At 65.6% G+C, this 20,654-nt stretch carries 25 protein-coding genes; 11 read left to right on the top strand and 14 right to left on the bottom strand.

The genetic code is table 11. The features are described 5' to 3' along the window. Positions 1 to 165: 165 nt before the first annotated feature. Positions 166 to 402 (bottom strand): hypothetical protein, encoded by a 237-nt coding sequence (locus tag MKK67_RS11690; protein WP_243964617.1) that lies wholly within the window; start codon positions 400 to 402, stop codon positions 166 to 168. A 106-nt stretch (positions 403 to 508) separates the two neighbouring features. On the opposite strand from MKK67_RS11690, the gene MKK67_RS11685 reads away from it, so the two are divergent. Then, positions 509 to 1,075, top strand: a complete 567-nt coding sequence (locus MKK67_RS11685) for a MucR family transcriptional regulator (protein ID WP_243964615.1) — start codon at positions 509 to 511, stop codon at positions 1,073 to 1,075. 8 nt (positions 1,076 to 1,083) lie between these two features. On the opposite strand, the gene MKK67_RS11680 is transcribed toward MKK67_RS11685, so the two are convergent. The 6 genes from MKK67_RS11680 to MKK67_RS11655 form a co-directional block, all read right to left on the bottom strand. Then, complete coding sequence (locus tag MKK67_RS11680) at positions 1,084 to 2,802, bottom strand: TadE/TadG family type IV pilus assembly protein (protein ID WP_243964608.1); 1,719 nt, start codon at positions 2,800 to 2,802, stop codon at positions 1,084 to 1,086. Further along, complete coding sequence (locus MKK67_RS11675) at positions 2,786 to 3,433, bottom strand: TadE/TadG family type IV pilus assembly protein (protein WP_243964601.1); 648 nt, start codon at positions 3,431 to 3,433, stop codon at positions 2,786 to 2,788. The genes MKK67_RS11680 and MKK67_RS11675 overlap by 17 nt, the downstream gene beginning before the upstream one ends. Next, positions 3,427 to 4,002, bottom strand: coding sequence for a TadE/TadG family type IV pilus assembly protein (locus MKK67_RS11670; protein WP_243964593.1), 576 nt, complete (start codon positions 4,000 to 4,002; stop codon positions 3,427 to 3,429). The genes MKK67_RS11675 and MKK67_RS11670 overlap by 7 nt, the downstream gene beginning before the upstream one ends. A gap of 226 nt (positions 4,003 to 4,228) precedes the next feature. Beyond that, positions 4,229 to 5,245, bottom strand: a complete 1,017-nt coding sequence (locus MKK67_RS11665; RefSeq protein ID WP_243964591.1) for a site-specific integrase — start codon at positions 5,243 to 5,245, stop codon at positions 4,229 to 4,231. Next, on the bottom strand, positions 5,242 to 5,757 hold the full coding sequence (locus MKK67_RS11660; RefSeq protein ID WP_243964585.1) for a hypothetical protein: 516 nt from the start codon (positions 5,755 to 5,757) through the stop codon (positions 5,242 to 5,244). The genes MKK67_RS11665 and MKK67_RS11660 overlap by 4 nt, the downstream gene beginning before the upstream one ends. A gap of 53 nt (positions 5,758 to 5,810) precedes the next feature. Next, on the bottom strand, positions 5,811 to 6,053 hold the full coding sequence (locus MKK67_RS11655) for a hypothetical protein (RefSeq protein ID WP_243964583.1): 243 nt from the start codon (positions 6,051 to 6,053) through the stop codon (positions 5,811 to 5,813). A gap of 167 nt (positions 6,054 to 6,220) precedes the next feature. Here MKK67_RS11655 and MKK67_RS11650 point away from each other — a divergent pair, with 167 nt between their 5' ends. After that, positions 6,221 to 6,868, top strand: coding sequence for a ParA family protein (locus MKK67_RS11650; RefSeq protein ID WP_243964581.1), 648 nt, complete (start codon positions 6,221 to 6,223; stop codon positions 6,866 to 6,868). An 11-nt stretch (positions 6,869 to 6,879) separates the two neighbouring features. Next, a complete protein-coding gene (locus MKK67_RS11645) occupies positions 6,880 to 7,206 on the top strand; it encodes a hypothetical protein (RefSeq protein ID WP_243964579.1) in 327 nt (108 codons plus the stop codon). Positions 7,207 to 7,413: 207 nt separating this feature from the next. Here the strand turns inward: MKK67_RS11645 and MKK67_RS11640 are convergent, their stop codons facing one another. The 3 genes from MKK67_RS11640 to MKK67_RS32780 are packed head-to-tail and all read right to left on the bottom strand — an operon-like array spanning position 7,414 to position 8,891. Further along, on the bottom strand, positions 7,414 to 7,890 hold the full coding sequence (locus tag MKK67_RS11640; RefSeq protein WP_243964578.1) for a hypothetical protein: 477 nt from the start codon (positions 7,888 to 7,890) through the stop codon (positions 7,414 to 7,416). 27 nt (positions 7,891 to 7,917) lie between these two features. After that, entirely contained in the window at positions 7,918 to 8,730 is an 813-nt protein-coding gene (locus tag MKK67_RS11635; protein ID WP_243964577.1) for a hypothetical protein, read from the bottom strand. Then, complete coding sequence (locus tag MKK67_RS32780; protein ID WP_313899014.1) at positions 8,727 to 8,891, bottom strand: hypothetical protein; 165 nt, start codon at positions 8,889 to 8,891, stop codon at positions 8,727 to 8,729. Before MKK67_RS32780 ends, MKK67_RS11635 begins: the two co-directional genes overlap by 4 nt. 231 nt (positions 8,892 to 9,122) lie before the next feature. On the opposite strand from MKK67_RS32780, the gene MKK67_RS11625 reads away from it, so the two are divergent. The 4 genes from MKK67_RS11625 to MKK67_RS11610 all read left to right on the top strand — a co-directional run bounded on the left by MKK67_RS11625 (position 9,123) and on the right by MKK67_RS11610 (position 12,697). After that, positions 9,123 to 9,419 carry a hypothetical protein gene (locus MKK67_RS11625; RefSeq protein ID WP_243964575.1) on the top strand — a complete coding sequence of 99 codons (297 nt, stop codon included), beginning with the start codon at positions 9,123 to 9,125 and terminating at the stop codon, positions 9,417 to 9,419. A 97-nt stretch (positions 9,420 to 9,516) separates the two neighbouring features. Then, complete coding sequence (locus tag MKK67_RS11620; RefSeq protein ID WP_243964574.1) at positions 9,517 to 9,798, top strand: hypothetical protein; 282 nt, start codon at positions 9,517 to 9,519, stop codon at positions 9,796 to 9,798. A 57-nt stretch (positions 9,799 to 9,855) separates the two neighbouring features. Then, positions 9,856 to 12,204 carry a hypothetical protein gene (locus MKK67_RS11615; protein ID WP_243964573.1) on the top strand — a complete coding sequence of 783 codons (2,349 nt, stop codon included), beginning with the start codon at positions 9,856 to 9,858 and terminating at the stop codon, positions 12,202 to 12,204. Positions 12,205 to 12,295: 91 nt separating this feature from the next. Beyond that, a complete protein-coding gene (locus tag MKK67_RS11610; RefSeq protein ID WP_243964572.1) occupies positions 12,296 to 12,697 on the top strand; it encodes a hypothetical protein in 402 nt (133 codons plus the stop codon). 47 nt (positions 12,698 to 12,744) lie between these two features. Here the strand turns inward: MKK67_RS11610 and MKK67_RS11605 are convergent, their stop codons facing one another. Together MKK67_RS11605 and MKK67_RS11600 are read right to left on the bottom strand one after the other, a co-directional pair. Further along, positions 12,745 to 12,939, bottom strand: a complete 195-nt coding sequence (locus MKK67_RS11605; protein WP_243964571.1) for a hypothetical protein — start codon at positions 12,937 to 12,939, stop codon at positions 12,745 to 12,747. A gap of 31 nt (positions 12,940 to 12,970) precedes the next feature. After that, positions 12,971 to 13,489, bottom strand: a complete 519-nt coding sequence (locus MKK67_RS11600; protein ID WP_243964570.1) for a hypothetical protein — start codon at positions 13,487 to 13,489, stop codon at positions 12,971 to 12,973. 303 nt (positions 13,490 to 13,792) lie between these two features. Here MKK67_RS11600 and MKK67_RS11595 point away from each other — a divergent pair, with 303 nt between their 5' ends. Continuing rightward, positions 13,793 to 14,554 (top strand): hypothetical protein, encoded by a 762-nt coding sequence (locus tag MKK67_RS11595; protein WP_243964569.1) that lies wholly within the window; start codon positions 13,793 to 13,795, stop codon positions 14,552 to 14,554. A gap of 1,282 nt (positions 14,555 to 15,836) precedes the next feature. On the opposite strand, the gene MKK67_RS11590 is transcribed toward MKK67_RS11595, so the two are convergent. Further along, positions 15,837 to 16,022, bottom strand: coding sequence for a hypothetical protein (locus MKK67_RS11590; RefSeq protein WP_243964568.1), 186 nt, complete (start codon positions 16,020 to 16,022; stop codon positions 15,837 to 15,839). Between the two features lie 66 nt (positions 16,023 to 16,088). Here MKK67_RS11590 and MKK67_RS11585 point away from each other — a divergent pair, with 66 nt between their 5' ends. The 3 genes from MKK67_RS11585 (at position 16,089) to MKK67_RS11575 (ending at position 17,193) form a co-directional block, all read left to right on the top strand. After that, positions 16,089 to 16,328, top strand: coding sequence for a DUF4926 domain-containing protein (locus MKK67_RS11585; RefSeq protein ID WP_243964567.1), 240 nt, complete (start codon positions 16,089 to 16,091; stop codon positions 16,326 to 16,328). A gap of 9 nt (positions 16,329 to 16,337) precedes the next feature. Further along, entirely contained in the window at positions 16,338 to 16,676 is a 339-nt protein-coding gene (locus tag MKK67_RS11580) for a DUF6883 domain-containing protein (protein ID WP_243964566.1), read from the top strand. 202 nt (positions 16,677 to 16,878) lie between these two features. After that, on the top strand, positions 16,879 to 17,193 hold the full coding sequence (locus MKK67_RS11575; protein WP_243964565.1) for a hypothetical protein: 315 nt from the start codon (positions 16,879 to 16,881) through the stop codon (positions 17,191 to 17,193). 1 nt (position 17,194) lies between these two features. Here MKK67_RS11575 and MKK67_RS11570 read toward each other — a convergent pair whose 3' ends face one another. Next, positions 17,195 to 20,611 (bottom strand): hypothetical protein, encoded by a 3,417-nt coding sequence (locus MKK67_RS11570; protein WP_243964564.1) that lies wholly within the window; start codon positions 20,609 to 20,611, stop codon positions 17,195 to 17,197. Between the last annotated feature and the right edge of the window lie 43 nt (positions 20,612 to 20,654).

Here is a 20,654-nt window from a genome sequence, read left to right as displayed (position 1 = left end):
TGAGGCGATCGGCATCGATTTGGACCAGCGATGGACGATGGTCGTGCGCGATGCTGCAGGCTCGATCGTAGGTCGCCTACCGATCAAACGGTGAGATCGCTAAACCAGTTCTCCCGCAGGCTGATCCGGCCAGAGTGTGGTTCGGTCTAGGCCCAGTGAGGGCGCTTACCCCTGACGCATCGTAACCACCCCATCGTCCAGATCGATCACCTCAACCTGCGGGGCCGGCGGCTGGAAGCCCGCGAAGTGGCCGAGACAGCGATTGCAGGCTTCAGCCAAGGCCGCGCCGGACTGGGTTAGCATGGCCGGGAGCAATGCCCGCAGTAGCTCGACCACCAGGGCCTCGCGCATCAGCGGATGAAGTGCTCCCTTATCCAGATCACGCTCGACGGCCGATGCCACGCTCTCCGCGATTAGGCGCGCTGTGTGTTCCGGGCCCGGAGAATGCATCATCGTAAATATCACCAACAGCGAATGAAATCTTTCGCCTTGATGTATTGCATTTTGGATGCCAGTGACAGAATGTGCTTTAGTTTTCAAGCACAGGTGCACCGTGGATCAAGACATAGAGACGATCGAGGCTCCGGCCGTCGATTTCATCGAGCTGACAGCCGGCATCGTCTCGGCCTACGTGTCGAACAATCACGTGCAGGGTGCTGAGCTTGCGACGCTGATCGCGGCGACGCACGCTGCGCTCTCGGGGATTGGCCAAGGCAGCGCCACTGCTGCTCCGGCGGCCGAGAAGCTCACGTCTGCGCAGGTGCGGAAATCGATCACGCATGACGCCTTGATCAGCTTCGAGGACGGCAAGCGGTACAAGACACTCCGCCGCCACCTGACGATCAAGGGACTGACGCCCGAGGCCTACCGCGAGAAGTGGGGCCTACCGCGCGACTACCCGATGACGGCACAGGCTTATTCTGATCAGCGCTCCAAGCTCGCTCTGTCTCTAGGTCTCGGTCAGCAGCGCAGGAAGGCTGCTCCGAAGGCCGCCGAGCCTGCAGCGACCGTCTCCGACAAGCCGAAGCGTACCGTTGGTCGGCCGCGGAAGGCGAAGGAAGCCACCGAGGAGTAGGTCCAGACCTACTGCGTCAGCCGTAGGGCGCCGATGCTCTGTTGGATTTTTTTGAAGGCACTAATCAGGTCGTCAGAAGTGTTAGCGAGAAAGTATTGATTTGCTGATGAGGCGCAATTTTGCAGAAGAGTTTGACCCGCCGCATCGATCGGGTCAGACGGAATGCTGAAACCGATCGTGTAGATCGAGATATTGACTGCCTTCGCGTTAGTGCATGCCTGTGCGGTGAGTGCATCGAGTGCGTTTCGAGCGCTATTGGCGTCCGCGATGTTTTGGTTTGTAGATGGTAGGCGAGAATTTGGTGTTTGAGTTTTGGTGTTTTGAGTATTGGCATTCTGAAAATAGCCGGCTGCAAAATAGAGAGAGCCTGTGGGTGCATTCGGGTTAGCTGTCCAGCTGTTTGCGCCATCTGTCATCAAAATGATGATTTTGTTGATGGTCGTGGCGTTCGAGCTATTTGTGCTAGAAGCGTAGGCTGCCTGATTGTCGTCCTTGAAGACATTGTTGGGCGAGAGTGTCCGCCAGCCCCACATGAAGCCTTCATGGATATTAGTCGAGCCCAGAGGCGCCATATTGCTGATCAGCGTCTTGAGGGTGCTTGTCGAGTTGGTTAGCCGCTGGAGCGGCTGAGTTGTGCAGCCGAAGTTCGGCCCGTTCGGGATCCCGAGATAGGAACTTGAGATTGGATTAGTTGGGGTGACGTACTTGCACGCCTGACCCAGTGCCGTGTTGAACGTACTGCTATTCTTACAACTGCCACCAGTATCATCGTTGATGTAGCTGTTGTAGCTGTAAGCTGTGGGCCTGTTACTGTCTGTCGGGAAAGTGCCAATCTGCGAACTGGCGTCTCCCGGCTCGTCGGGAGCGAACAGGGGAACGTATAAAGAGTCTTTGTTTCCTGAGGTCGGCGCACCGTCTTGAACATTGAGTGGATAGGGAAGTGTTTCCAGGCAGCCAGCCCAGCTCCAATTTGAGTTAACCCGCTGCAGTTTAGTGAAGATGTCGAACCGGCTGGTGAAGTTGGATCCGCTGGGCGACAGTACGTTGGTCCAGTGGTAGCTGGATTGCCCGTTCAGATCGATCCAACTGGCATAGCGGTAAGTCGATGGATCGACCGCCACGGCTCCGGCGAACGGCACGATCGAGATCCGGGTCGCGCTTGAGAAGGCCGCGTTGGTAGAGACGTAGCTGACGAAGTTCGTCGCCGCGGTCTGCACTGCCTGAAGCTTGGACTGGCCGCCGCTCGACTCCGCCATCGACCCGGTATTGTCGAGCACCAACGCGATCTCGAACGTCTTCGGCAGGGGTGTAGCGCACTGCGCCTTCGATCCCGGGTTGATGCGGGTCGTCCCGGTGAATTTCCCGAAGAACACCGTCGAGAGCTTGTGAGCGGTCAAGGTGATCTGGCGTGGGTTGCTGGTGATGACCAGCGGGTCGACCACGAGGTTCGCCGCTCCCATCGCGCCGATCATCGCCGTCTGAGCCAGTGTGTTGAGATCGGTGTTCGAGGTGGTGAGCGGTGTCTGGCACAGAAGAAGTGCAGTGCCGTCTGTCGCGGCCTGCAGCTTGGTCTCCACCCGGGTCGCGAACCCGTAATCGATCGCTGCGCCGGTGAACATGAGCATCGGCACGCTGAGGAAGGCGAACAGGATCGCGACGTTGCCGCCACGCTCCCGCACGAAGCCGAACGATCTCGGCCGGTGGGCACGATCAGGGCGTCGAGCCATCGCAAGCTTTCTGGGTGGTGCCGGGCACGACGACCTCGGTGTAGGTGTTCGTCCCATAGGTGGTGCCGCCGCGGGTCGGCCAGGGGATGGAGGCGGAGAAGACGATCTGATTGCCGATGCCTTTGACCAGCTTGACCAGCGCGCTGCCGATCATCGGCGTGTAGGTGATACTGACCTCGGCCAGCACGTAGCGCATGCCCGTGGTTTGGTAGCCCGCAGGGACGAGTAGGTCAGTGGCGGCGCCGGTGGCGCGGGGCTTGGCGTTGCTGTTGGCGACGCTGGAGCAGACCTGCGGGATCAGGTTCAGCTTCTTGAGGTCGACGCCCATTGCGCTAACCACGATCTGGACGTTTGTCGTGTCGAACGGGCGCATCACCTTGGCGGCCGAGGCGATGATGTCGTTCATCAGCGTCGTGCTAACCGGGTTCTGGGCGTCGCCCTGGGCGGTCAGGTCGGCCACGGTGCGGGCGAGTAGGGTCAGCTTGCGCCACTCGTCGATGGCGTGGGCGATCTCCGTCATGCCGGCCCAGATCGAGAGCAGCACCGGCAGGATCACGGCGAATTCCACGAGGGCGCTTGCGCGCTGGTCCCGCCGCAGCCGGGCGGCCCTGCGGACAAGGCGCCTCAGCACGGGCTCGACCCGGTGATCTGGTAGGGTTCTGTCCGGAACACCGCCGTCGAGGTAAGCAGACTGGAACCGGCTCCAGCGCCAGTGGTGAACTTCTTGGTGCCGAGCCCCATCAGGTTGAACAAGGTCGGGAACTGCACCGCCGCGGTCACCACCACGATCGTGCCGGGCTTGGCGCAGGCGTAGTTCGTGCCGAAATCGGTGGTCCAGGTGCCTGTGGTGGCGTTCACCGGTGTCGACGCGCTGGCGCTGGCGAGCGTGCTGGCGGTGGCGACGTCGATCTTGACGTTCTGGCAGTTGAAGACGGTTGGGATGACAGCATTGCCGCTGCCGCACATCGTCGTCTTCAGCGAGGCGAGCATGGTGGCGGCGTCGGTCTGCCCAGCATTGGCGAGCTGGAACTGCCCGGTGAAGATCGTCCGGACCGCGTTCTGTAGAGCGCGATCGAAATTCTGGGTGGCCCAGATCTGGAACGCGATCTGGAAAACCGCGCCGACCAGGGCCAGGAACGGCAACGACACAAGAGCGAACTCGACCGCCGCTGCTCCACGCGTATCGCGGAGAAAATTCATGCGCTCAGAGCGGCAAAGATGCTTCGATGGCATCAAGAAACCAGATGGGTGTTAGTGAGGCGCTATCCAAGTTATAGTTCGATGTATGATCATCTGAATAATTTAAATTTAGTTAAACAATCTATATGATCTCGATCCTCACTGAGAATTGATTTCCAGGCCTATGACAGCTATAAGCTGAGCCTTCTTTTCTACTTTGAGTTGTGGAGCAATTCAACCAACAGTCTTATAAAAACCCGCTCCCCGAGTGCCCCTTGAAGGCGTTCGCCCGCCGGATGTAGCCGACGACGGTCTGGGCATCGCGGTGGCCGGACTGGTCCATGATCCGGGCGAGGTCGGCCCCGCGCTCGGCCGCCGTCGTGATGTAGCCGGCCCGCAGGCTGTGTGCCCCGAACGTCGAGGCGTCGAGGCCAGCGTCCGTGCAGTACGCCTTCAGGATGTTGGCGACGGATCGGTCCGTGAGACGAGGTGAGGAATATTCCTCACCCTGCGGTCGGCCCTCAAGGTGCGGATAATTCCGCACCCTCCCCGACCGAGAGATGGGCCTGAATACCGGGCCCGACGTGATCCTCGCCGCGTCCAGCCATTCCCGCACGAGGCGCACAGGTTGGACGTAGCGTCCGGTCGGGATCGCCTTCTCGAACCCCCTGCCCTCCTGATCGACCTTCGACCGGCGGACCGTGACCCGCAGGCCTTCGGGATCCTCGCGCAGATCCTCGACATCGAGGGCGACAAGCTCGGACCGGCGGAAAGCCCCAGCGAACCCAAGAGCCAGCAGCGCGCGGTCGCGCTTGCCGGTCAGGGTGTCGGGCGACGTGCGAGCGAGCAGCATCTGGAGGATATCGACCGTCGCCGCGGCCTTCTGGGTCGGCGCGGTCCCGACCCGGCGTCGGATCCCCTTCATGGTCGCCCGCACGTCCTCGTCGTCCGTAGGGTCGGCGGCCTTAGCCAGCTTGTGCCCATACCTGATCGCGGCGAGCCGGCGCCCGATCGTCGAGGCGGACCGCCCGGCCTCGGCCTCGTGCGCCAGGAAGCCGGACACGGCCTCGGGGCTCGCCGGCAGGGACCGGAAGCCGAACCGATCGCACCACGCCTGGAAGACCTGCACGTCGGAGCGGTAGGCCCGCACTGTCGAGTCCGCCTTGCTGGCCTGCTGATAGGCGCGGACGATCGCTGCGGCCTCGGCCGGTAGAGTGTCGCAATCTGCGGCACATTCGGCTGGCAGGATTTCAAGCGCGGTCATGATTTACCCTTGAGCGCAGCGAACCGCTCGGCGACTTCTGCCCGTAGTACCGTGTTGATGCGCTCGGCCTCGGCCGCGTCGCCGGCCTTCCTCGCCCTGGCAATCTCGACATGCCTCCACCACGCGCCCCCAGGCCGAACGAGATCCCACTTCGATCTGTTGCGCCACGGATCGTCCGGCGCGGGCTCCTCTAACAACGCCTCGATCTGGGCCACCGTCGTCGTGTTGTTGAGGAAGTCGGCGCGCATCCGCCCGATGGCGTAGGATCGCACGTCGAGAGTGTTGCAGTAGATGATCTGCCCGCCGGGCCGCTCGCTGATGAGCTTCGCCCACCAATGACGAGCCGCTACTCGGTCGGCCGCTCTGATGATCGCGACGCGGTGGCGCTTCTCCACCCGGTTCAAGCCCGGATAGGCGATCGGGCCGAGATCGGCGACCGAGAACGTGGCATCGGGCGACGCCAGAAAGGCCGCCTCGATCGCTCGCTCAACCTTGCCCGGCCCTCGACTCACAGCCCCTGCCCCGTAAGTGTTTCCAGCTCGCACACTTGTCGCAATGGAAACACTTAAGCCGTGCCGGGGCCGAAGGTGGGGGAGCCGTCCCCCACCCTGCCGCCCGCCGAGGACTGCATCACCTGCGGGTAAGCCGCATACAGCCCCACCAGCAGGTCCCGCAGGCCGTCTTCCGTCGCGTCGTCGCGGAGCGGCAGGCGCACGGCTTCCAACAGCCGCTCATTCGCGTCGTCGGCGATCAACCGAACGGCGGCACGCATCCCGTTGGACAGCGGTTTGAGGCTTTCGGTGCTCATGTCAAAACTTCCGAGAACGCGAATTATCGGAAGCTATCGCGTTAACAGCTTGCTAGCAAGCCAGAATGCACGCCAGCAGGCAACGCGGACCGCTTCATTCACTGCTTGATAGGAATGTCGCACTCAGGATAGCGGGGTTGCCGAGAACCCCGCGAAGCGAGCAGCCCGTGCACGTCGTCCTAGTTGCCGCTCAAAAAGGTGGCGCCGGCAAAAGCACCCTGAGCGCTCATTTCGGCACGTTGGCCGAGCGGGACGGGCCAACCCTTCTGATCGACGCGGACCCGCAGGGATCCCTGGCGTTCTGGTACGAGCGCCGAGCGGCAGAGGCGCCCATCCTCGCAAAGGCGACCGCCCAAGATGTGCCGGGCCTGCTGAAGGACGCCGAGGCCGAGGGCATCGCCTGGGTCATCATCGACAGCCCACCGCACAACGCCCCGCTGATCGGATCGCTGATGAGCCGCGCGACGATCACGGTTATCCCCGTGCGCCCCGGCCCGTTCGACCTCGCCGCCGTCGGCGCGACCCTCGACATGGCCCGCAGCCTCAAGGCGCCGATCGCGTGCGTCCTGAACGCCTGCCCACCCGTGACTCGTGAGAACGAGACCAGCATCGTCGCCGAGGCACGCGGCGTCTTGACTGGCATGGGCGCCCCGGTCCTTCCCGGTCAGGTGTCCCAGCGTGCCAGCCTTAGCCACGCGCTGATCACCGGCCAGGCCGTGAACGAGTTCGAGCCCGACGGCCGCGCCGCCCGTGAGATCGAGGCCATGTGGTCAGCGATCGCCGAGTTGGCCCGCACCTTCCCCCGCAAAGCCTGAAAGACCTGGCGATGTCCAAGCCCGCACGCGGATCGCTCTCCAGCCTGTCCGATCGCCTCGCCCCGAAAGCCGGCGCTGCTCCGGCCGCGACAGCCCAAGCCGCCGCCGACCCGGCACCGTTCGTGGAAGCCGCAGGCCGAGCTGCGTCTAGCGCCCAGCGCGACCTCAAGACCATGATGTGTCGCGTGAACCGCGCTGGCTGGCAGGAGATGTCCCGCCTCGCCATCGACACCGGCGAAAACCTTGAGGATCTGCTGATCGAGGCGTGCAACGACCTGCTGCGCAAGAACGGCCGCCCGCCCGTCATCGAGAAGCGCAGCCCGTCGGCCGGCAAGTAGGGAAGCCAGCACCGCCGCATCGCAGGATCGCGGCAAACCGGCCAGCCTGCTTGCTAGCAAGCCCGTCAGCCGCATTCTCGGTCAGCAGGCAATCGAGCAAGCCAGGTTGTCGTGAACCAGGACAGCCAGCATATCGGCTGCATCCGCCGCAGTTGCGGTCAGGTATGCGCAAAGCCGGGCGAGCCGTGATGGTATGGCCGCCCGGCTTCATGCCAGTGAAGAGGAAGGCGCAGCCGTTCCGCCGAACTCCTCGACCACCTGTCCCAGCTTGCCGTCATCGGTCACGAGAGTGGCGTTGAGCTTCAAGGCCGTCTCGGCGATCACGATGTCTCGGATCTGGTTGAGATGTTGAGCCTTGGTCTTCTGTTTCTTGTCCAGCACCTTCAGCCGCGCGAGCATCGCCTCAAACCGGCCTGTGCCATCGTTCCATGGCGCCTGATCCCAGCCCGCCCCTTCAATGTCAAAACAGAACGATGCTGCCGCGCAGAACTCGGGCGCAATCTCTTCAATCGAATGCAGCAGTGCAGCACGCCGCGCAGGGCAGGGCGCCCGGCGGCATTCGTCAGCCTGCACGCCCGTCACAAGGAAGCGACGCCCGGCCTTTTCAGGCAACAGCAGAACGCCGTCGACCACCCGCGAGAACACGTTGCTGTCCAGCATAAAGCCCGAAGGATCAATACTCACTCTTCTCACCCCAAGGCCGCATTGCCCCTACCTGAACCTCGTCATCATGGCTTCGACGAACGGATTTCCGAGCGCATGACCATGACTCATCGCGGCCATGGCGCGATCTGTCAGGTTTCCTGTGCTGCGACACTCGTCGAACAGATCAGAAATCTCAGCCATTAGGGTCACAAGTGTCTGGCGATCCTCGGAGGACGTGACCGGAGTTTCAACGGCCATTCGCTCAGCGATAGCTCGGAAGCGTTCGAAACTATCGTTGTACGGATGCTCCGTAACTTCGACACTATTAAGACGATCCCGTTCAATCTGGATGGTATGCCACTCGTCTCCGCTAACCTGTCTCTGTCGAAGCTCGAGCTCTTTAAGACGTTTCGATAAGTAACTGGCTCTCACCGTTGTAGCCGGATACCAGAGACCGCCGGCAATATAGCTGTACACCGGGCGCTTGAACGCTTCGATCGCGTCCGGTGTCATGCCTGCCGCAACGAGCGACGCAGTCAGATCCGTAACTAGATCGCGCCGTTCGATGGGTGCCAGGGCTCCTCGTCCGGCTTGGACAAAAGCACTGCGGGCAAGTGAGCGGATTAGCGCGTCGAGGCCGTTCAGGCGCGCTTCCGCATCGGACAACGTGGTTCGCAACTTCGCCTTGATGCCGAGCCCTTCGAAGCTCTCAAGATCGAGCGCTGCCAGAACCGCAAGGGCGAGGCATAGGCCGGCTGCCGCGGTCGCAGTCGCGGTGTGATCGTCGAGCGCAGCGATAATGAATACGATGAGCGCGGCGAGACTTGCGAGGCCGGAGACGACACGAGCAGCACCTCGCAGCAGACGAGGAGCGTTCACGCCTTCCGCTCCCGAAACCGGATCCCGGCCCCGCCGCCGTTCTCGGGGATGAACTCCAGGCCGGCGGCTTCGAAGGCGGCGATCAGCAGTCGCGCATTCGCGGCAATCATTCGCCCCGTCTCGGGCTTGGCCTCGAAAGCGTTCACGGTCGGCTCGGGCACGCCTGCGGCCTCCGCAAGATCAGACTGCCGCCACCCCAAGAACGCACGGCCCGCTCGGCAGAGGCGCGGTGTGAGACGGATCAGCTGAGCGGTCATTGCTGGCAGGGTGCGCTTCGGACCCTGTAATTTTACGCCCCGGCCTCACTAAAAGCAATGTCTCTCGCATAGCCCTATTGACAGCGCATCGACCTACCCTCATCCTATGTCCAAGACACAGGGTTAGGTTTATCGATGCCCCACCGCACCGTCTCTTGGACCAAGCTCTCCCGCAGTCTGCACGACAGCCGTCCGGTGATCGCCCCCGGTCTGCTCGCGGCCAAGGCATCCATCAACCTGACCGTCCGCTACGACCGCCGCCCGCTTTTCGTCGCTGGCAAGTTCGACCGGTCCGCAATTATGCGAGCCGCTGCCAAGGCCGCCCACCTCCACCAGGCCCGGTTCGGCTGTTCTTGGGCCGAGGCCATGTCGGTGGCCCTCCAGGCTGCCTGGGGCGCCGCCAAGATGGCCCGCCACATGGCAGCTCACTGACTAGCATCTCGGTCTGCTAGCAAGCCAGACACGCAGCAAACCTGCTTTCTTCGCCACCACCGACCCACCGCCACGAGCCCCACCAGGAGCGCGACCGATGTCCTATGCCCGCATCCCAAATTTCAGCCAGCCCGTCCCGGTGCGCAGCACCAGCGCCCGCACGGGCCGCCGCCAGATCCCGCTGGATCGCCGCTACCGCACCCTGCCCGACGAGACCCAGCCCGGCACGATCGAGGCCTGGGAAGCCGTCACCCCGGTCCGCCCCGATACCGTGCACAGCCGATCCCTGCGCTTCCTCGACACCGCCGGCGAGCTGCTGGCCGCCGCCTTCATCATCGGCGGCGGCATGGTCCTGACAGGCCTCGCCACCCTCCTCTGAACCCAGCCCGCAACCGAGCGGGCCGGCTGCCCGCGCACCTCATCTGAGGATCCCGCGATGTCCCTGCGCACCTCCCTCAAGAACCTGATCCGCCGCGATGCCGAGCGCCCGAGCCTTCGGGAGCGCGCCGCCGACCTGCAGGTTGATCTCTCGCGCGTCGCCCGGCAGCCGGTTGAGCCTGCCGCCCCTGCCGCAGGTCCTGCGCCCGACTTCGCCGACCAGGTGGCCCAGGCCGGCCCCGACCACGACGTGCTGGCCGGTGGCGGCATCGACCACCGCGACGGCACGGTCTCCTATGCCGACGCCTCCGGGAAGGTCTCCCGCCGCCCGATGGCGCACTGGATCGGGTTCAACGCCCTGCAGATGCACAACCGGGTGCAGCGCGAGATGGGCCGGCGGCGCATCATCGAGGCCAACCCGCTCCCGGCCGAGGAGTATGCGGCCTGGGAAGCCAAGATCCGGCGCGAGATGCGGTCCGATGCGGTGTTCGCCCTCGCCTTCCATTCGGACCGAGCGTTCAAGGCCGCCCAGGATCTGCGCAGCGGGGCCGAGCCCATCTCAGTCCAGGTGCGGGCTTCCGGCGACGTCGACTTGATCGCTCTCGCCCCGGCGTGGCAGGCCGCGCGAGACCTCTATGCCCAGCGGATCGAAGAGCAGAACGCGGTTTCAGATGCCGCTCAACCCGGCCCGTCACGCGATCAGCCCCACGCCGAATGGGCGCGGCAGGTGGCCGAGTGGCGCGAGCGGACCGGCGTTGAAGCGGCCGAGGCTGCATCCGCCGACGCGCTCGACGAGCTGTGCGAGATCGAGGACCGCATCGCAGAGTTGCCGGCGGCGTCCCTGGCTGGCCTGCGCCTCAAGGCCCACGTCGCCCAACGCAACGAGGACGTCGCCTACCCGGAGGATCTGGTCGATGGCCTGATCCGAGACCTGCTGGCCTTCAGGGCCGACGGCCTGGCTGCCGAGAACCCGGCCGGCGACGCCCTGCTGTTGCAGCTCGGCCGTCAGTTCGAGGCGGCACGCAAGCGCGAGATCGCAGCCTGTACGGCCTGCAACGCCGCGCAGGACGAGGCGGACCGGCACATGCCCGAGCGCCCGGCGGCACTTCTGTTCCGTGCGTCCGACCACCCACTGCGCCTGGGCAAGTACCTCACGCATCCGGATCATCTGGAGGGCAATGAGGTCACGTCCGAAGACATCGCGTGGATGAAGCGCAAGCCCTACGTGCGCGAGGTCCGCCGCCCCGTGCGCCCCGAGGACAACCTGCCGGCGGACGCGCGCACGGTTGTCGACACCTTCCCTTGGCCGGAGGCGCAGGAGCGGGCCGACGAGATCGTGACCGCGTGGGAGGCCTGGCACACCGAGCGACTGCGGATCCACGGCGAGTACGTCACGGAAGCGCTCGACGACGCGGCCAATGAAGCCGGCAAGGCCGCCGAAGCTCTCGTGCAGCGCATCGCTGACCTACCGGCCCGTACCGCAGAAGGGTTCCGCGTGAAGCTGCGGGCGCTGGCGCACTACCGCCCCGACTTGATGAGGAATAGTCTGCCTGACCTGCCCGACCCAGAGCATATCCTGGCGGACTCGCTCAGGCGGGACATTCAGGATGAGGCGGTCGTCGAACCGATCAGAGCGCCCGCCTCGGCGGCTGAGCCTTCGCCCGTGTTCGTGGCGATCGCCGACGGCACCCGGTCTGCTGCCGACGACGCCCTGTCCGACGCCCGGGTCTCGTCTGAGCTTCGGAAGGCTGTCGAGGCGCACCGGGACGCGACCCTCGCCATGCTGTTGGAGACCGACGAGAGCAACGAGGCGTCGAACGCCCGCTGCGGTGTTGTCGAGCAGACCGGCGCCGCCGTGCGCGCCGTCCCGGCCCGGTCCCTCGCCGACGTGCGGTGCAAGCTGGCGTTCCTGCTGCCCGAGATCCTGCCGGACGTGAACGGTAGTGTCCCGGCCGCCTTCCTGGAGAACATCCGCGAGGATGTGGATCAGCTGGCGCAGCAGTCTGAGGCTTCACCGCAGATAGCTCCTAGCCTGGTCGGCATGCTCGACCTCGCGTCCGCCACCATGGACGAGCTGCAGACCATCCGGGATGTAGCGGATCACGTCGGCAGCACCGCCTACGCTCATGCGTGGCGGGCGTGCTGCCATCTGCGGGCGAGTGCCCCCGGCATCACGGACTACAACGCCGCCGGCAAGCTGATGCATTGGCTCGGCGACGCCCTGACCGATGTCGAGACCGCGGTCGACAAGGAGACTACGCGGCGGGTGCCTGACAACAGCACGGACCGCGAGACCCGCCTGTCGATGCGTGCTGTCACGATCATCGGCAACGGTGACCCTGACGAAATCGCGGCCTTCGCGGGCGAACTGCTGGCTCACGCCGCAGCCGAGCTAGCTGGGCGCTGACAGGCGCCCTCCCACCCTCCCGTAGCCGTGCGTACCGCCCCGGCCGGCCCCCGCCGGGCCTCCCCTTCATCGCGACCCGAGACCTGACATCATGGGCGACGTGCTCACCTTCACCCCGCGTCCGAAGCCGGCTGCCGTCGAGATCCCGGCGCCGTTGGCCGGAGCAGACCTCCGCGCCAGCTTGGAGGAGGCCGCCCAGGTCGCCCTCGACGCCGCGGACCGCATCATCGCCGTGCTCGACCGCATGGACGGCGACCCTGATCTGGAGGAGGGCGCCGACGCCGAGCCGTCGCTGGCCGCGCCTGAGAACCACACCGGCAGCCAGGTGGTCTGGATGCGCGGCAACGATGCCGACCGCGAGATCGAGGCACCCGAGGCCGTGCTGCCGGAGGTGGCGAACGTGATTGAGGTGGAGCCCCTGCGCTGGGGCGGTCGCGGGAACGTACTCGCCGCGGCTGGCGCCTACCTGTTCGATCTGATGGAGCGGGCCTGATGCCAACGGCGCTTCCCTACCGGCCACCGCCTGTGCGGCGCTTGTCCCTACCCGAGACCGTGCGGTTTTTCGGCCTTCTGGCCCGCGTCCGCTGGCTCGACCGGCGCCTGCATTCCGCTCATCGCCGGGTCGATCGTCTCGGCCTCGACGCCGCCGGTGATGAACTGCTGCGGCTCGCCCGTCGCTGGCTCGACATCCACCAGCAGATCGGCACCCTGCTCGGGATCCCCGAGCCGCCGCACGTCGCTATTGTGCGAGTGATGCTGCAAGCACCTACAACTGTGAGAAATCGCAGCGGATAAAATGCTGCGGGTAGATTTCAGCGTAGGCTCTCAGAACGGCTGCGCAGGCGTCATACAGGTCAACGGAACCTTGATCTGTCTCGATGCTCCGGCCTCCAGCCCCGTCTTCTAGCTCTGAAGCATCACATTCTAGATCGTCACAAATCGCGGGAGGCCGATCTTGGTCATCCCCGATTACAAAGGCAATTGGATGACTGTCGTTAGTCCAAACATGCTTAGTACCGTTGCACACCCCGCGGACCACATCGAATGATAGGTCAGTTGCGGCTCGAAGGGCATCTTCAGGGCGCTTCTCACCGGCTTTCTTGAGATGGTCATTCATTTGGAAAGTCACGATGCATGCGAGGTAGGCACGCCGCCGGGAGCGCCGATCATTCCGAAACTCAAGCACGGTCGGCAGTACGATCTCGGCCATGAACTCGGCGGGCTGCATCGCGATCGACAGCCTTGATCGGATGACGAAGTGCGCCGTGAGATTGTGCTCTGTCATCGGAGACCGCCTCGCCGTTGACTTAACCGTGCGCCCCGGTCGACATGGACCGTTCCGGCCGGGCCCGCCTTGGCGAGTCGCGGCCGTCATTCAGGAGATCAGCGCCGCGAGACAGAGACCCTGAAAAGCCAACAGGCCCCCGTCGCCAAACGGGAGCCTGCTGAAATCCTGGGGCCTTGTGGGGGCCGACTCGATACCCCTCACAAGCCATAGCTCCCGCCCGGGAGTCAAGCGAGAACGCCAATTCTCGCACCGGGAAGGCTTTGCCTGGACCCTGCCGCGGCCCGTGAGGGACCGGGTTCGATGTTTCACGCCACCATGCAGGGGGCGATCGAGGGCGCGCGCACGCTCGCGCAGCTCGACGACCTGTCGCGCAAGATCTGGCAGGCCCACGCCGCCGAGACCGTCACTGACAGCGAGGCGCAGGGTCTCGCCGAGGCGCTGCACACCCGCAGGGCCGCGGTGCGCGAGACCGTGGCGCCCGTCGGCATTCCGCTTGGCCGTGTGACGCTGTTTCCGGCCAAGCGTCTCCAACGGGCTCCTGAGCGATCCGTGGCCATCGAGCGCCGCCGTCGGCTGGCCTGCTCCGGCCCGATGCCGCCCGCGCTCGGATCCCGGTTCACCACCGGGCAGCTCGCGGTCCTGCGGATCGTGGGCGATGAGGTCGCCCGCAACGGCGCCTGCGGGCTGTGCATCGACGCTATCGCGGCACGGGCGGGCGTCTGCCGGCGACTGGCGCAGGCCGCGATCCGTCTGGCCGAGGGCGATGGGCTGCTGACCATCCAGGAGCGCCGCCACCAGGGTCGGAAGTCGGATCCGAACATCCTGCGCATCATCAGCCGCGAGTGGCTGGCCTGGCTCCGGCGGGGAGGGCGATCCGCGGCACCGGCGCTTTGGGGCAGCATAGGGTGCAAACCGATGCACCCCACGGATAAGGGAGATCCACAAAGGCAGATTGTGGATGGGGAATCGAAGAAGGGCTGCCGACAAGCGGCTGGCGACCTCCACCGATCAGACCAATCTCGAATCCGCGCGGGTCGTGGAGCGGGCCGAGCCATGCGGTGAGGGTCTGCGGGCGGACCGTTATAGCAAACAGGCCGCGGCGTAGTTCCCGAACGTGTTGGTCAAGCGTAGTCTGCCCGAATCACCATCCGGGCGACGGTTGTCAGCGGCAGGTGGTAGTTGAACCCCTACGACTCAGAGTGCCGACCTTCCTCTCACCTCGCTTGTTATGGAAGGGGCGGTAGGCCGAGCTGTCGCTCGACAACTGCGCATTCTTCGGGCGTTGGCACGGGTCCATATTTTGGGTCTTTGAGAAGACAATCGCGCAATTTGCGCTTGAGTGGGTTCTTCATAGCTTCAGTATACCCATCCAAGGATCGCAGCATGCTGTTAGGATCTCCGCCGACGCGGATTACTCCGTAGACTAAACCCTCGACGTTCGTGAGAGAATCACCGACCCGGGCGCTGAACTGTTCGGGCGTCTCTTCCGAGCGGGCAGCGTACTCCCTCACGGCGGCCTTCGCGCGCCAGAAGGCGCTATCTTGGTCGGTGTTGCTCGCGGCTGGTGCCGCATTCTGGACTGTTGACCCAATCGGTGGCGCAGGGGTCGCCTGAACCGGCGGTGGCGTTTCGGCCCGATGATTATCGCCCGGACACGTGACGCTCTGATCCAACCGTGCGGACTTTGACCACTTACACTCGGTTGGTAGTTCGGCCACCGGGGTTGGCGCTGGTGTCGTCGGTGAGGTTGCTCCCGGATCGGTTCGTGTCACATTGGCGGAGTAGGTCAGTACGAGCCGAGCGTGCGGGCTATTTGCGAGATAGCTCACAACCGCGCACGAGTTTGACGCGCGGTGTGGTCCTGGGCCGCGCAAGACAATGGTACCTCGCGTCACCTCTCCGCCGATCACATCGTACCCAGCCGGCGGGCAACCTGCCTTGAAGGCGTAGGCGCGGCCGACAATTTGACCGCCTTTGTAGGTTCCCTCAAACAAGACAGCGCCGGGAGATATGCCAGCGGCCGCCAAACCGGGGCGGGGCGTTGAATAAGTCGCCTTGATCGCGTCCCCCAACACGGACCAGTGGATAACTGAACCGTTGTGCTCGTATATGTCGAGCGAGTCCGCAGTTGCAGGAAAGGCTGCTGCGATCCAGCTTGTCGAAATCGCGATGATGACGGCCGCTGACGCGAATTCAATCTTCATCGCGATCACCTGAACCTAGGCTGCCAAAACACAGCCCAGCTAACCGCGTTGCCCGTAGCCAGGCAATGGGTTGGCGTGGTGAGACGAGGCGTGTCGCAAACCGAGCTGTGGGCCGTAGAACGGCGTCCACCGGCCCGCTTTCATGCCTTATTCGCCGTTGGAAGCCCTAGCTCGGCGACCTGACGGAGGGCGCTCCCGGCCGGCAACCCGTCATGCTCGGCCATCGCCAGGATGAGCGTGCGCTGGTGAGCCTTGAGGCGTTCGAGGAGAGCGTTGAGCTTGTCGGACATGAAGGCGCTGTAGTCGTCATAGGCAGTGGCCGACATCGGACGCTGTGAACCGGTACCGGCTATCCGGTTGCAGATATCGCAACGCCGCGCCAGATTAACAGGATGACGATCGAGACCCTGTACCGCCAGCGTGCACCACAGACCGCCGCCCAGCCCTTCGAGGAACTGGCCGTGGTTGCGACCCTGTGCGAGGTTTCGACCGATGAGGGCCTAGCGGTCCCCGCTGGCACGGAGGGCACCATCGTGGCGGTCTACGCCCACGGCGAAGCCTACGAAGTCGAGTTCACGGCACCGGTGGTCGGCATCGCTACCGTGCGGGCTGCTGGTTTGCGCGCCTCCTGAACCGCCGCTATGCCTGATCTCGGCGACTGGACGCCGGAACTGACGATCGTCAGCACCAAGACGATCGGCTACCTGCTCAACCTCAGCCACCGCACCGGCCGCCACAAGGCGAAATGGTTTTACGCCCGTGGTTTCAGTGCGGAATTTGACCCGCCATTCCTCTCGGCGTTGTTTGCGCACGGCAAGCCGGTCCATCTCGTCCGGGAGTTCGATACCGAATTCGGGCGCCGGTACGTCTACGAGGGGCCGTTGGTGTGCCCTGACGGCACGAGCCCGCCCTTCCGATCGGTCTGGCAATCGTCCGGGATGGACGAACGCCGTTTCCTCGTCACGGCCTATCCGCTGTAGCGCCTCGACAGGCGCAGCCACGCTCGCCATCTTGAGCGCATGCCCAGGCAGCACGGGCCAGGCCTACAATCCTTGAGGCTGACCTCGCGCCCCCGCACCGCGCAGCATCCCGTAGAACTTCCCCGGGTCGAACATCGCCCGCGCCTGCTGCAGCGAGATCGGCCGCCTCGACAAGCGCGGCCACGCTTGCCATCTTGAGCACATGACTGGATGGCGCTTCACCACTGCTGCGCAGGAACGCGAGCGCCTTGAGCGAGAAGGGCGTCTGCCGCTCCCTATGGACTGGCGCGGCGAGGCACGGTTCTGGTTCAATCGGCAAAGTTATAATCGGCGGTCCATCCCGCTGATGATGCAGCTTGTGATATGGCTGGCCGTCGGCCTGCTGTTTTTTCTGCATGTCGCGACGTGGCTCAACACAGGGTCGCCGCTCAGCGCAGCCACGGCCGCCGTGTTGCTGCTGATCATCGTTTACCCAGCCATTCGACACCGCATCGAACGCGGGCGCTGGCCGGACTGATCTACTGCTGTCCAGAGTAGAGGCCAGACGCAGCCGCGGCCTGCCCCAAGGGCAGCATCGGAGGCGGTGCCAGCAGCCGCGGCGCGCCGCCCTCGAACGACCGCCGGGCCGAAGCCGCGCCCAAGCCGCCGACCACCGCCCGTGTGCCGACCTTGGCCCCGTAGGCACCGGCCGCCGCGCCGAGGCCGCCGACCTTGAACGCGATCGCGCCGGCGATCAGGTCCATGGCCTTCGCCACCGCCTTGCGCCCCGCCTCGCCCGCCGCCCCGGCCTTGATCGTACCGTCCGGCCGGATCGTGGCCTGAAGCGCACCCGAGAACCGGCGCAGGTGGCTCAGCTCCTCGGCGTTGAACAGGGTGGAAGCCACGCCCTTGCCGGCACCGTCGGTGAAGTCGCGCAAGCCTGCGATCATCTTCGTGGCCGGCGTCGCGGGATCCATCAGCCGTTGCACTGCCGCCTGCCGCAGCCCGGACCACTCCTGACTGTCTGCCCCGAGGAAAGCCTTGGCAGCCCGCGCCTCGCTGACCGCGCCAGGCTTGGCGCCAATCGTCCCCGAGGAGCCAAATAGGCTGCGGCCGACTGCGTTCGGATCGAACCCGGTCCGCTCCAGATCCGCCGCCCATGACGGCATTGGCTGCCGAGCGTTCTCGGCCTGCGTCACGGCCGCCCGCAACTGGCCGAGGCCTGCCCGCTGTTCCGGGCTCAGGTACGACGTCAGAGACCGCCCCTCGCCCCGCAGCAGGTAGTCGAGCCGCTGGCCGAGGTCTCGGCCTTCGCCGCCCAGATGCCGGGCGATGAGGCCCCGCTGCACGGCCGCCCACGGCTCGCTGTTGGCGCCCACGGCCTCCCGCAGTCGGGCGAGTGTCTGCATCTGGCCGGGCGAGACACGGCCCGTCGTGCTGCCAAACAACATCGAGGCGACTTCGTTCGGCGAGGCGTCGCGCTCCACGATGCGGCGCAGGTTCGCCCCGGCCGTATCGCCAGGGGCACGAGGCTTGAAAGCCTGCTGGTGTTCCCGGAACAGCCCGCGGGCCCGCTGCATCGCCTCCAGGGGCGCCGTGTCGCCGATCGGTAGGGCGTCGGACGTGGCCCGCGCGGTCGCCCCGTCGAAAGGCACAGACTCGGAGACCGACGCAAAACCGCGCCCGTTGCCGGGGGCCTCACGCCCGAGCACGGCCGCCTCGTAGGCGTCAGCGCCGGTGTCATGCTCACCCCGGAACAGCCGCTGCGCCGCGTCGTCGAGGTGTGCCGGATCCATGTCGCGGGGCCGAACCCCAACGGACGCCAGGTCGTCGACTACCTGCTGACGGAACGGTGCGATGCGCTCGGCATAGGCGGCATTCTGATCTGCCAACCGCCCACCCACGTCCGGCCGTGTCTCGCGGGACAGGTCCGCGAGGCGGTAGACCGGCTGCCCAGAGCGCTCCAGGCCGATCAGGTCATGCACCTCATCGCCGATCCGGCGCGAGATCATGCCGTCCGCGCTGTCCGGCCGGAGGAAGCCTTCACTGGCGAGCTGATCGCGGAAATCCTCGATGGGTCGCCCCGCCTTCCGCCCGAGTGGCCCGAACGGGGTCATCACCCGGCCGAGGTCGGCGGCCCGCGCGTCGTCGTCGAGCCGGATCCCACCGTTCCGGGCCAGGTAGTGCGTCAGCGGCTCAGATTTGCCCGTAGGAGCCCCGCCAGCGGCCGGAAGCGTGGCGGGTGGAGCGTCGAGGCTCGCAGCCCCGGGAAAGCCGTCTCCGGCCAAGTCTGCGGCCCCACGAGGTGCCGGGCGATTGAGCAAGCCAGCACCCGCGGCGTCGGACAGGTGGTTGTCGAACTCCTCCATGACCCGCCCGAGGGCACGCCGATCCGTAGGGTTCTGCGCCGTCGAGCCGTACAGGGCGCCGAGGCGCTTCCGAAGCTGATCGACCTGCTGCAGGTTCGGCCCCTCGCCAGGCGCCAACCCGAAGATCTGCGGCACCGCGTCGAGGTCGGCAATCGCCCGGGTGGCGGCCGGTGTCAGCCTGTCGTCGAGCGGCACGTCGGCGCCGAGACGGCTACGAACGCGGCCACCCAGCATGTCGAGGGCGCCGGGGTCGAACTGGTGCGGGAACGCGGCCACGTCGTCATAGGCGGCCCGGTATCCGGCCTTGCTCTGCGCGGCGGCATCCCGGGTGCCTTGCGCCGCGAGGGTCGCTGCATCGAGGGCGTCGGTCTCGCCACGACCACGAACAGTTCGAAGAGCATCGTCCTGCGCCCGCTGCGCGATGCTGGCCCGCTCGGCCTCGGCCTGGGTCGCCTGCCGGGCACGATCCGCCACCGCCTCGAACGCCTCCTGCGGGCGCTCAATGCGTGGGGCATCACCAGCGGCCATGCCGAGGAAGCGATCACGGGTCGCCGCGACGGCCTCAGCCTGCCTGCCGGCGAACTCCTCGCCGATTTGCTGCGCCCGCGGCCCAGCCTGGCCAGAGAGGGCGCGCCCCTCCTGCGCCAAAACCTGGGGGTTGGCCGTCGCCTGCCCACGAGAGAGCGGAAGTCCGAACTCGGCTGCCTGCCCTTCACGGACCGCAGCCAACGTCGGCCCCTTCGCTCTAAGTGCCGCCTGTATCTCCGGCGTGATGGCGGCGGGATCGACGCCCGCCTCTCGCAATGCGGTCGCAGCCTGTTCCGTCAAGGCACCGTCAGAGCCCTGGAAAGGGATGCCCGCACGACGGACCGCGGCATAAGCCTTCCCCGCTCCCTCAAGCAAAGCACCGCCGGCTGCTCCCAGCCCGCCGCCGATGGCGCCAGCAATGGCGGCGTTGCCGAGATCTTTGTTGTCCAGATACTCGGCCGCAGCTCCGTAACCTGCCCCCGTCGCCAGATTTGCCACCCCGCGCCCGACGAAGCCGGCTCCTTCAGCCGCTCGCAGAGCTGGTAGGGCGACCGCGCCGCCGACGATGCCGCCCACGGTCCCGGCGACGGCCGTCTTCGGATACTGCCGCGCCAGGGCGTCCTCGACGTCCGAGACCTCGCGGTAGCTGTCCCCGAACGACCGACCCGAGCGCAGCGCCTCAATCCCCGCCATGGCGTTCCGTGGCAGGTTCAGACCGATGGCGTTCGCCCCGCGGAAGAGGCCGGCGTCGATCTGGTTTTCCAGAGACGGCTTCCCCACCAGCCGCTCGTCTGCAGTCCGGCGCAGGGCCGAGCCCTCCGGCGTCGAGGTGTCCAGCGTGGATGCCATCGGACCCGAGCCGAACCGGTCGCTGAAGCTGGCTGGGGCCGCATCACGCTGGCCACCGCCCGACCGGGACGCCTTGAAGGCCTGAAACTCGGCCGGGTCGAAGGCATCGCCCCCGACCGGCATGGCAGGCGCCGCACCCTGCCCAGGCGCGGCCAGCCCCGACTTGAACGCGGCGAACTCGGCGGGATCAAAGGCGAGACCGGCGCTCATTTCAGTACCTCGACTCCAGCCCCTGTCACCGCCCACACTCGCC

The organism is Methylobacterium sp. J-072, assembly GCF_022829425.1.
GTDB lineage: Bacteria > Pseudomonadota > Alphaproteobacteria > Rhizobiales > Beijerinckiaceae > Methylobacterium.
This window is presented reverse-complemented; position numbering and strand designations above follow the sequence as displayed.

Coding starts and splice junctions, on each gene's coding strand:
- MKK67_RS11685 (WP_243964615.1), top strand. CDS start 509: ATGCCAGTGACAGAATGTGCTTTAGTTTTCAAGCACAGGTGCACCGTG.
- MKK67_RS11680 (WP_243964608.1), bottom strand. CDS start 2,802: ATGGCTCGACGCCCTGATCGTGCCCACCGGCCGAGATCGTTCGGCTTC.
- MKK67_RS11670 (WP_243964593.1), bottom strand. CDS start 4,002: ATGAATTTTCTCCGCGATACGCGTGGAGCAGCGGCGGTCGAGTTCGCT.
- MKK67_RS11665 (WP_243964591.1), bottom strand. CDS start 5,245: ATGACCGCGCTTGAAATCCTGCCAGCCGAATGTGCCGCAGATTGCGAC.
- MKK67_RS11655 (WP_243964583.1), bottom strand. CDS start 6,053: ATGAGCACCGAAAGCCTCAAACCGCTGTCCAACGGGATGCGTGCCGCC.
- MKK67_RS11645 (WP_243964579.1), top strand. CDS start 6,880: ATGTCCAAGCCCGCACGCGGATCGCTCTCCAGCCTGTCCGATCGCCTC.
- MKK67_RS11625 (WP_243964575.1), top strand. CDS start 9,123: ATGCCCCACCGCACCGTCTCTTGGACCAAGCTCTCCCGCAGTCTGCAC.
- MKK67_RS11620 (WP_243964574.1), top strand. CDS start 9,517: ATGTCCTATGCCCGCATCCCAAATTTCAGCCAGCCCGTCCCGGTGCGC.
- MKK67_RS11615 (WP_243964573.1), top strand. CDS start 9,856: ATGTCCCTGCGCACCTCCCTCAAGAACCTGATCCGCCGCGATGCCGAG.
- MKK67_RS11610 (WP_243964572.1), top strand. CDS start 12,296: ATGGGCGACGTGCTCACCTTCACCCCGCGTCCGAAGCCGGCTGCCGTC.
- MKK67_RS11600 (WP_243964570.1), bottom strand. CDS start 13,489: ATGACAGAGCACAATCTCACGGCGCACTTCGTCATCCGATCAAGGCTG.
- MKK67_RS11595 (WP_243964569.1), top strand. CDS start 13,793: ATGTTTCACGCCACCATGCAGGGGGCGATCGAGGGCGCGCGCACGCTC.
- MKK67_RS11590 (WP_243964568.1), bottom strand. CDS start 16,022: ATGTCGGCCACTGCCTATGACGACTACAGCGCCTTCATGTCCGACAAG.
- MKK67_RS11585 (WP_243964567.1), top strand. CDS start 16,089: ATGACGATCGAGACCCTGTACCGCCAGCGTGCACCACAGACCGCCGCC.
- MKK67_RS11580 (WP_243964566.1), top strand. CDS start 16,338: ATGCCTGATCTCGGCGACTGGACGCCGGAACTGACGATCGTCAGCACC.
- MKK67_RS11575 (WP_243964565.1), top strand. CDS start 16,879: ATGACTGGATGGCGCTTCACCACTGCTGCGCAGGAACGCGAGCGCCTT.
- MKK67_RS11570 (WP_243964564.1), bottom strand. CDS start 20,611: ATGAGCGCCGGTCTCGCCTTTGATCCCGCCGAGTTCGCCGCGTTCAAG.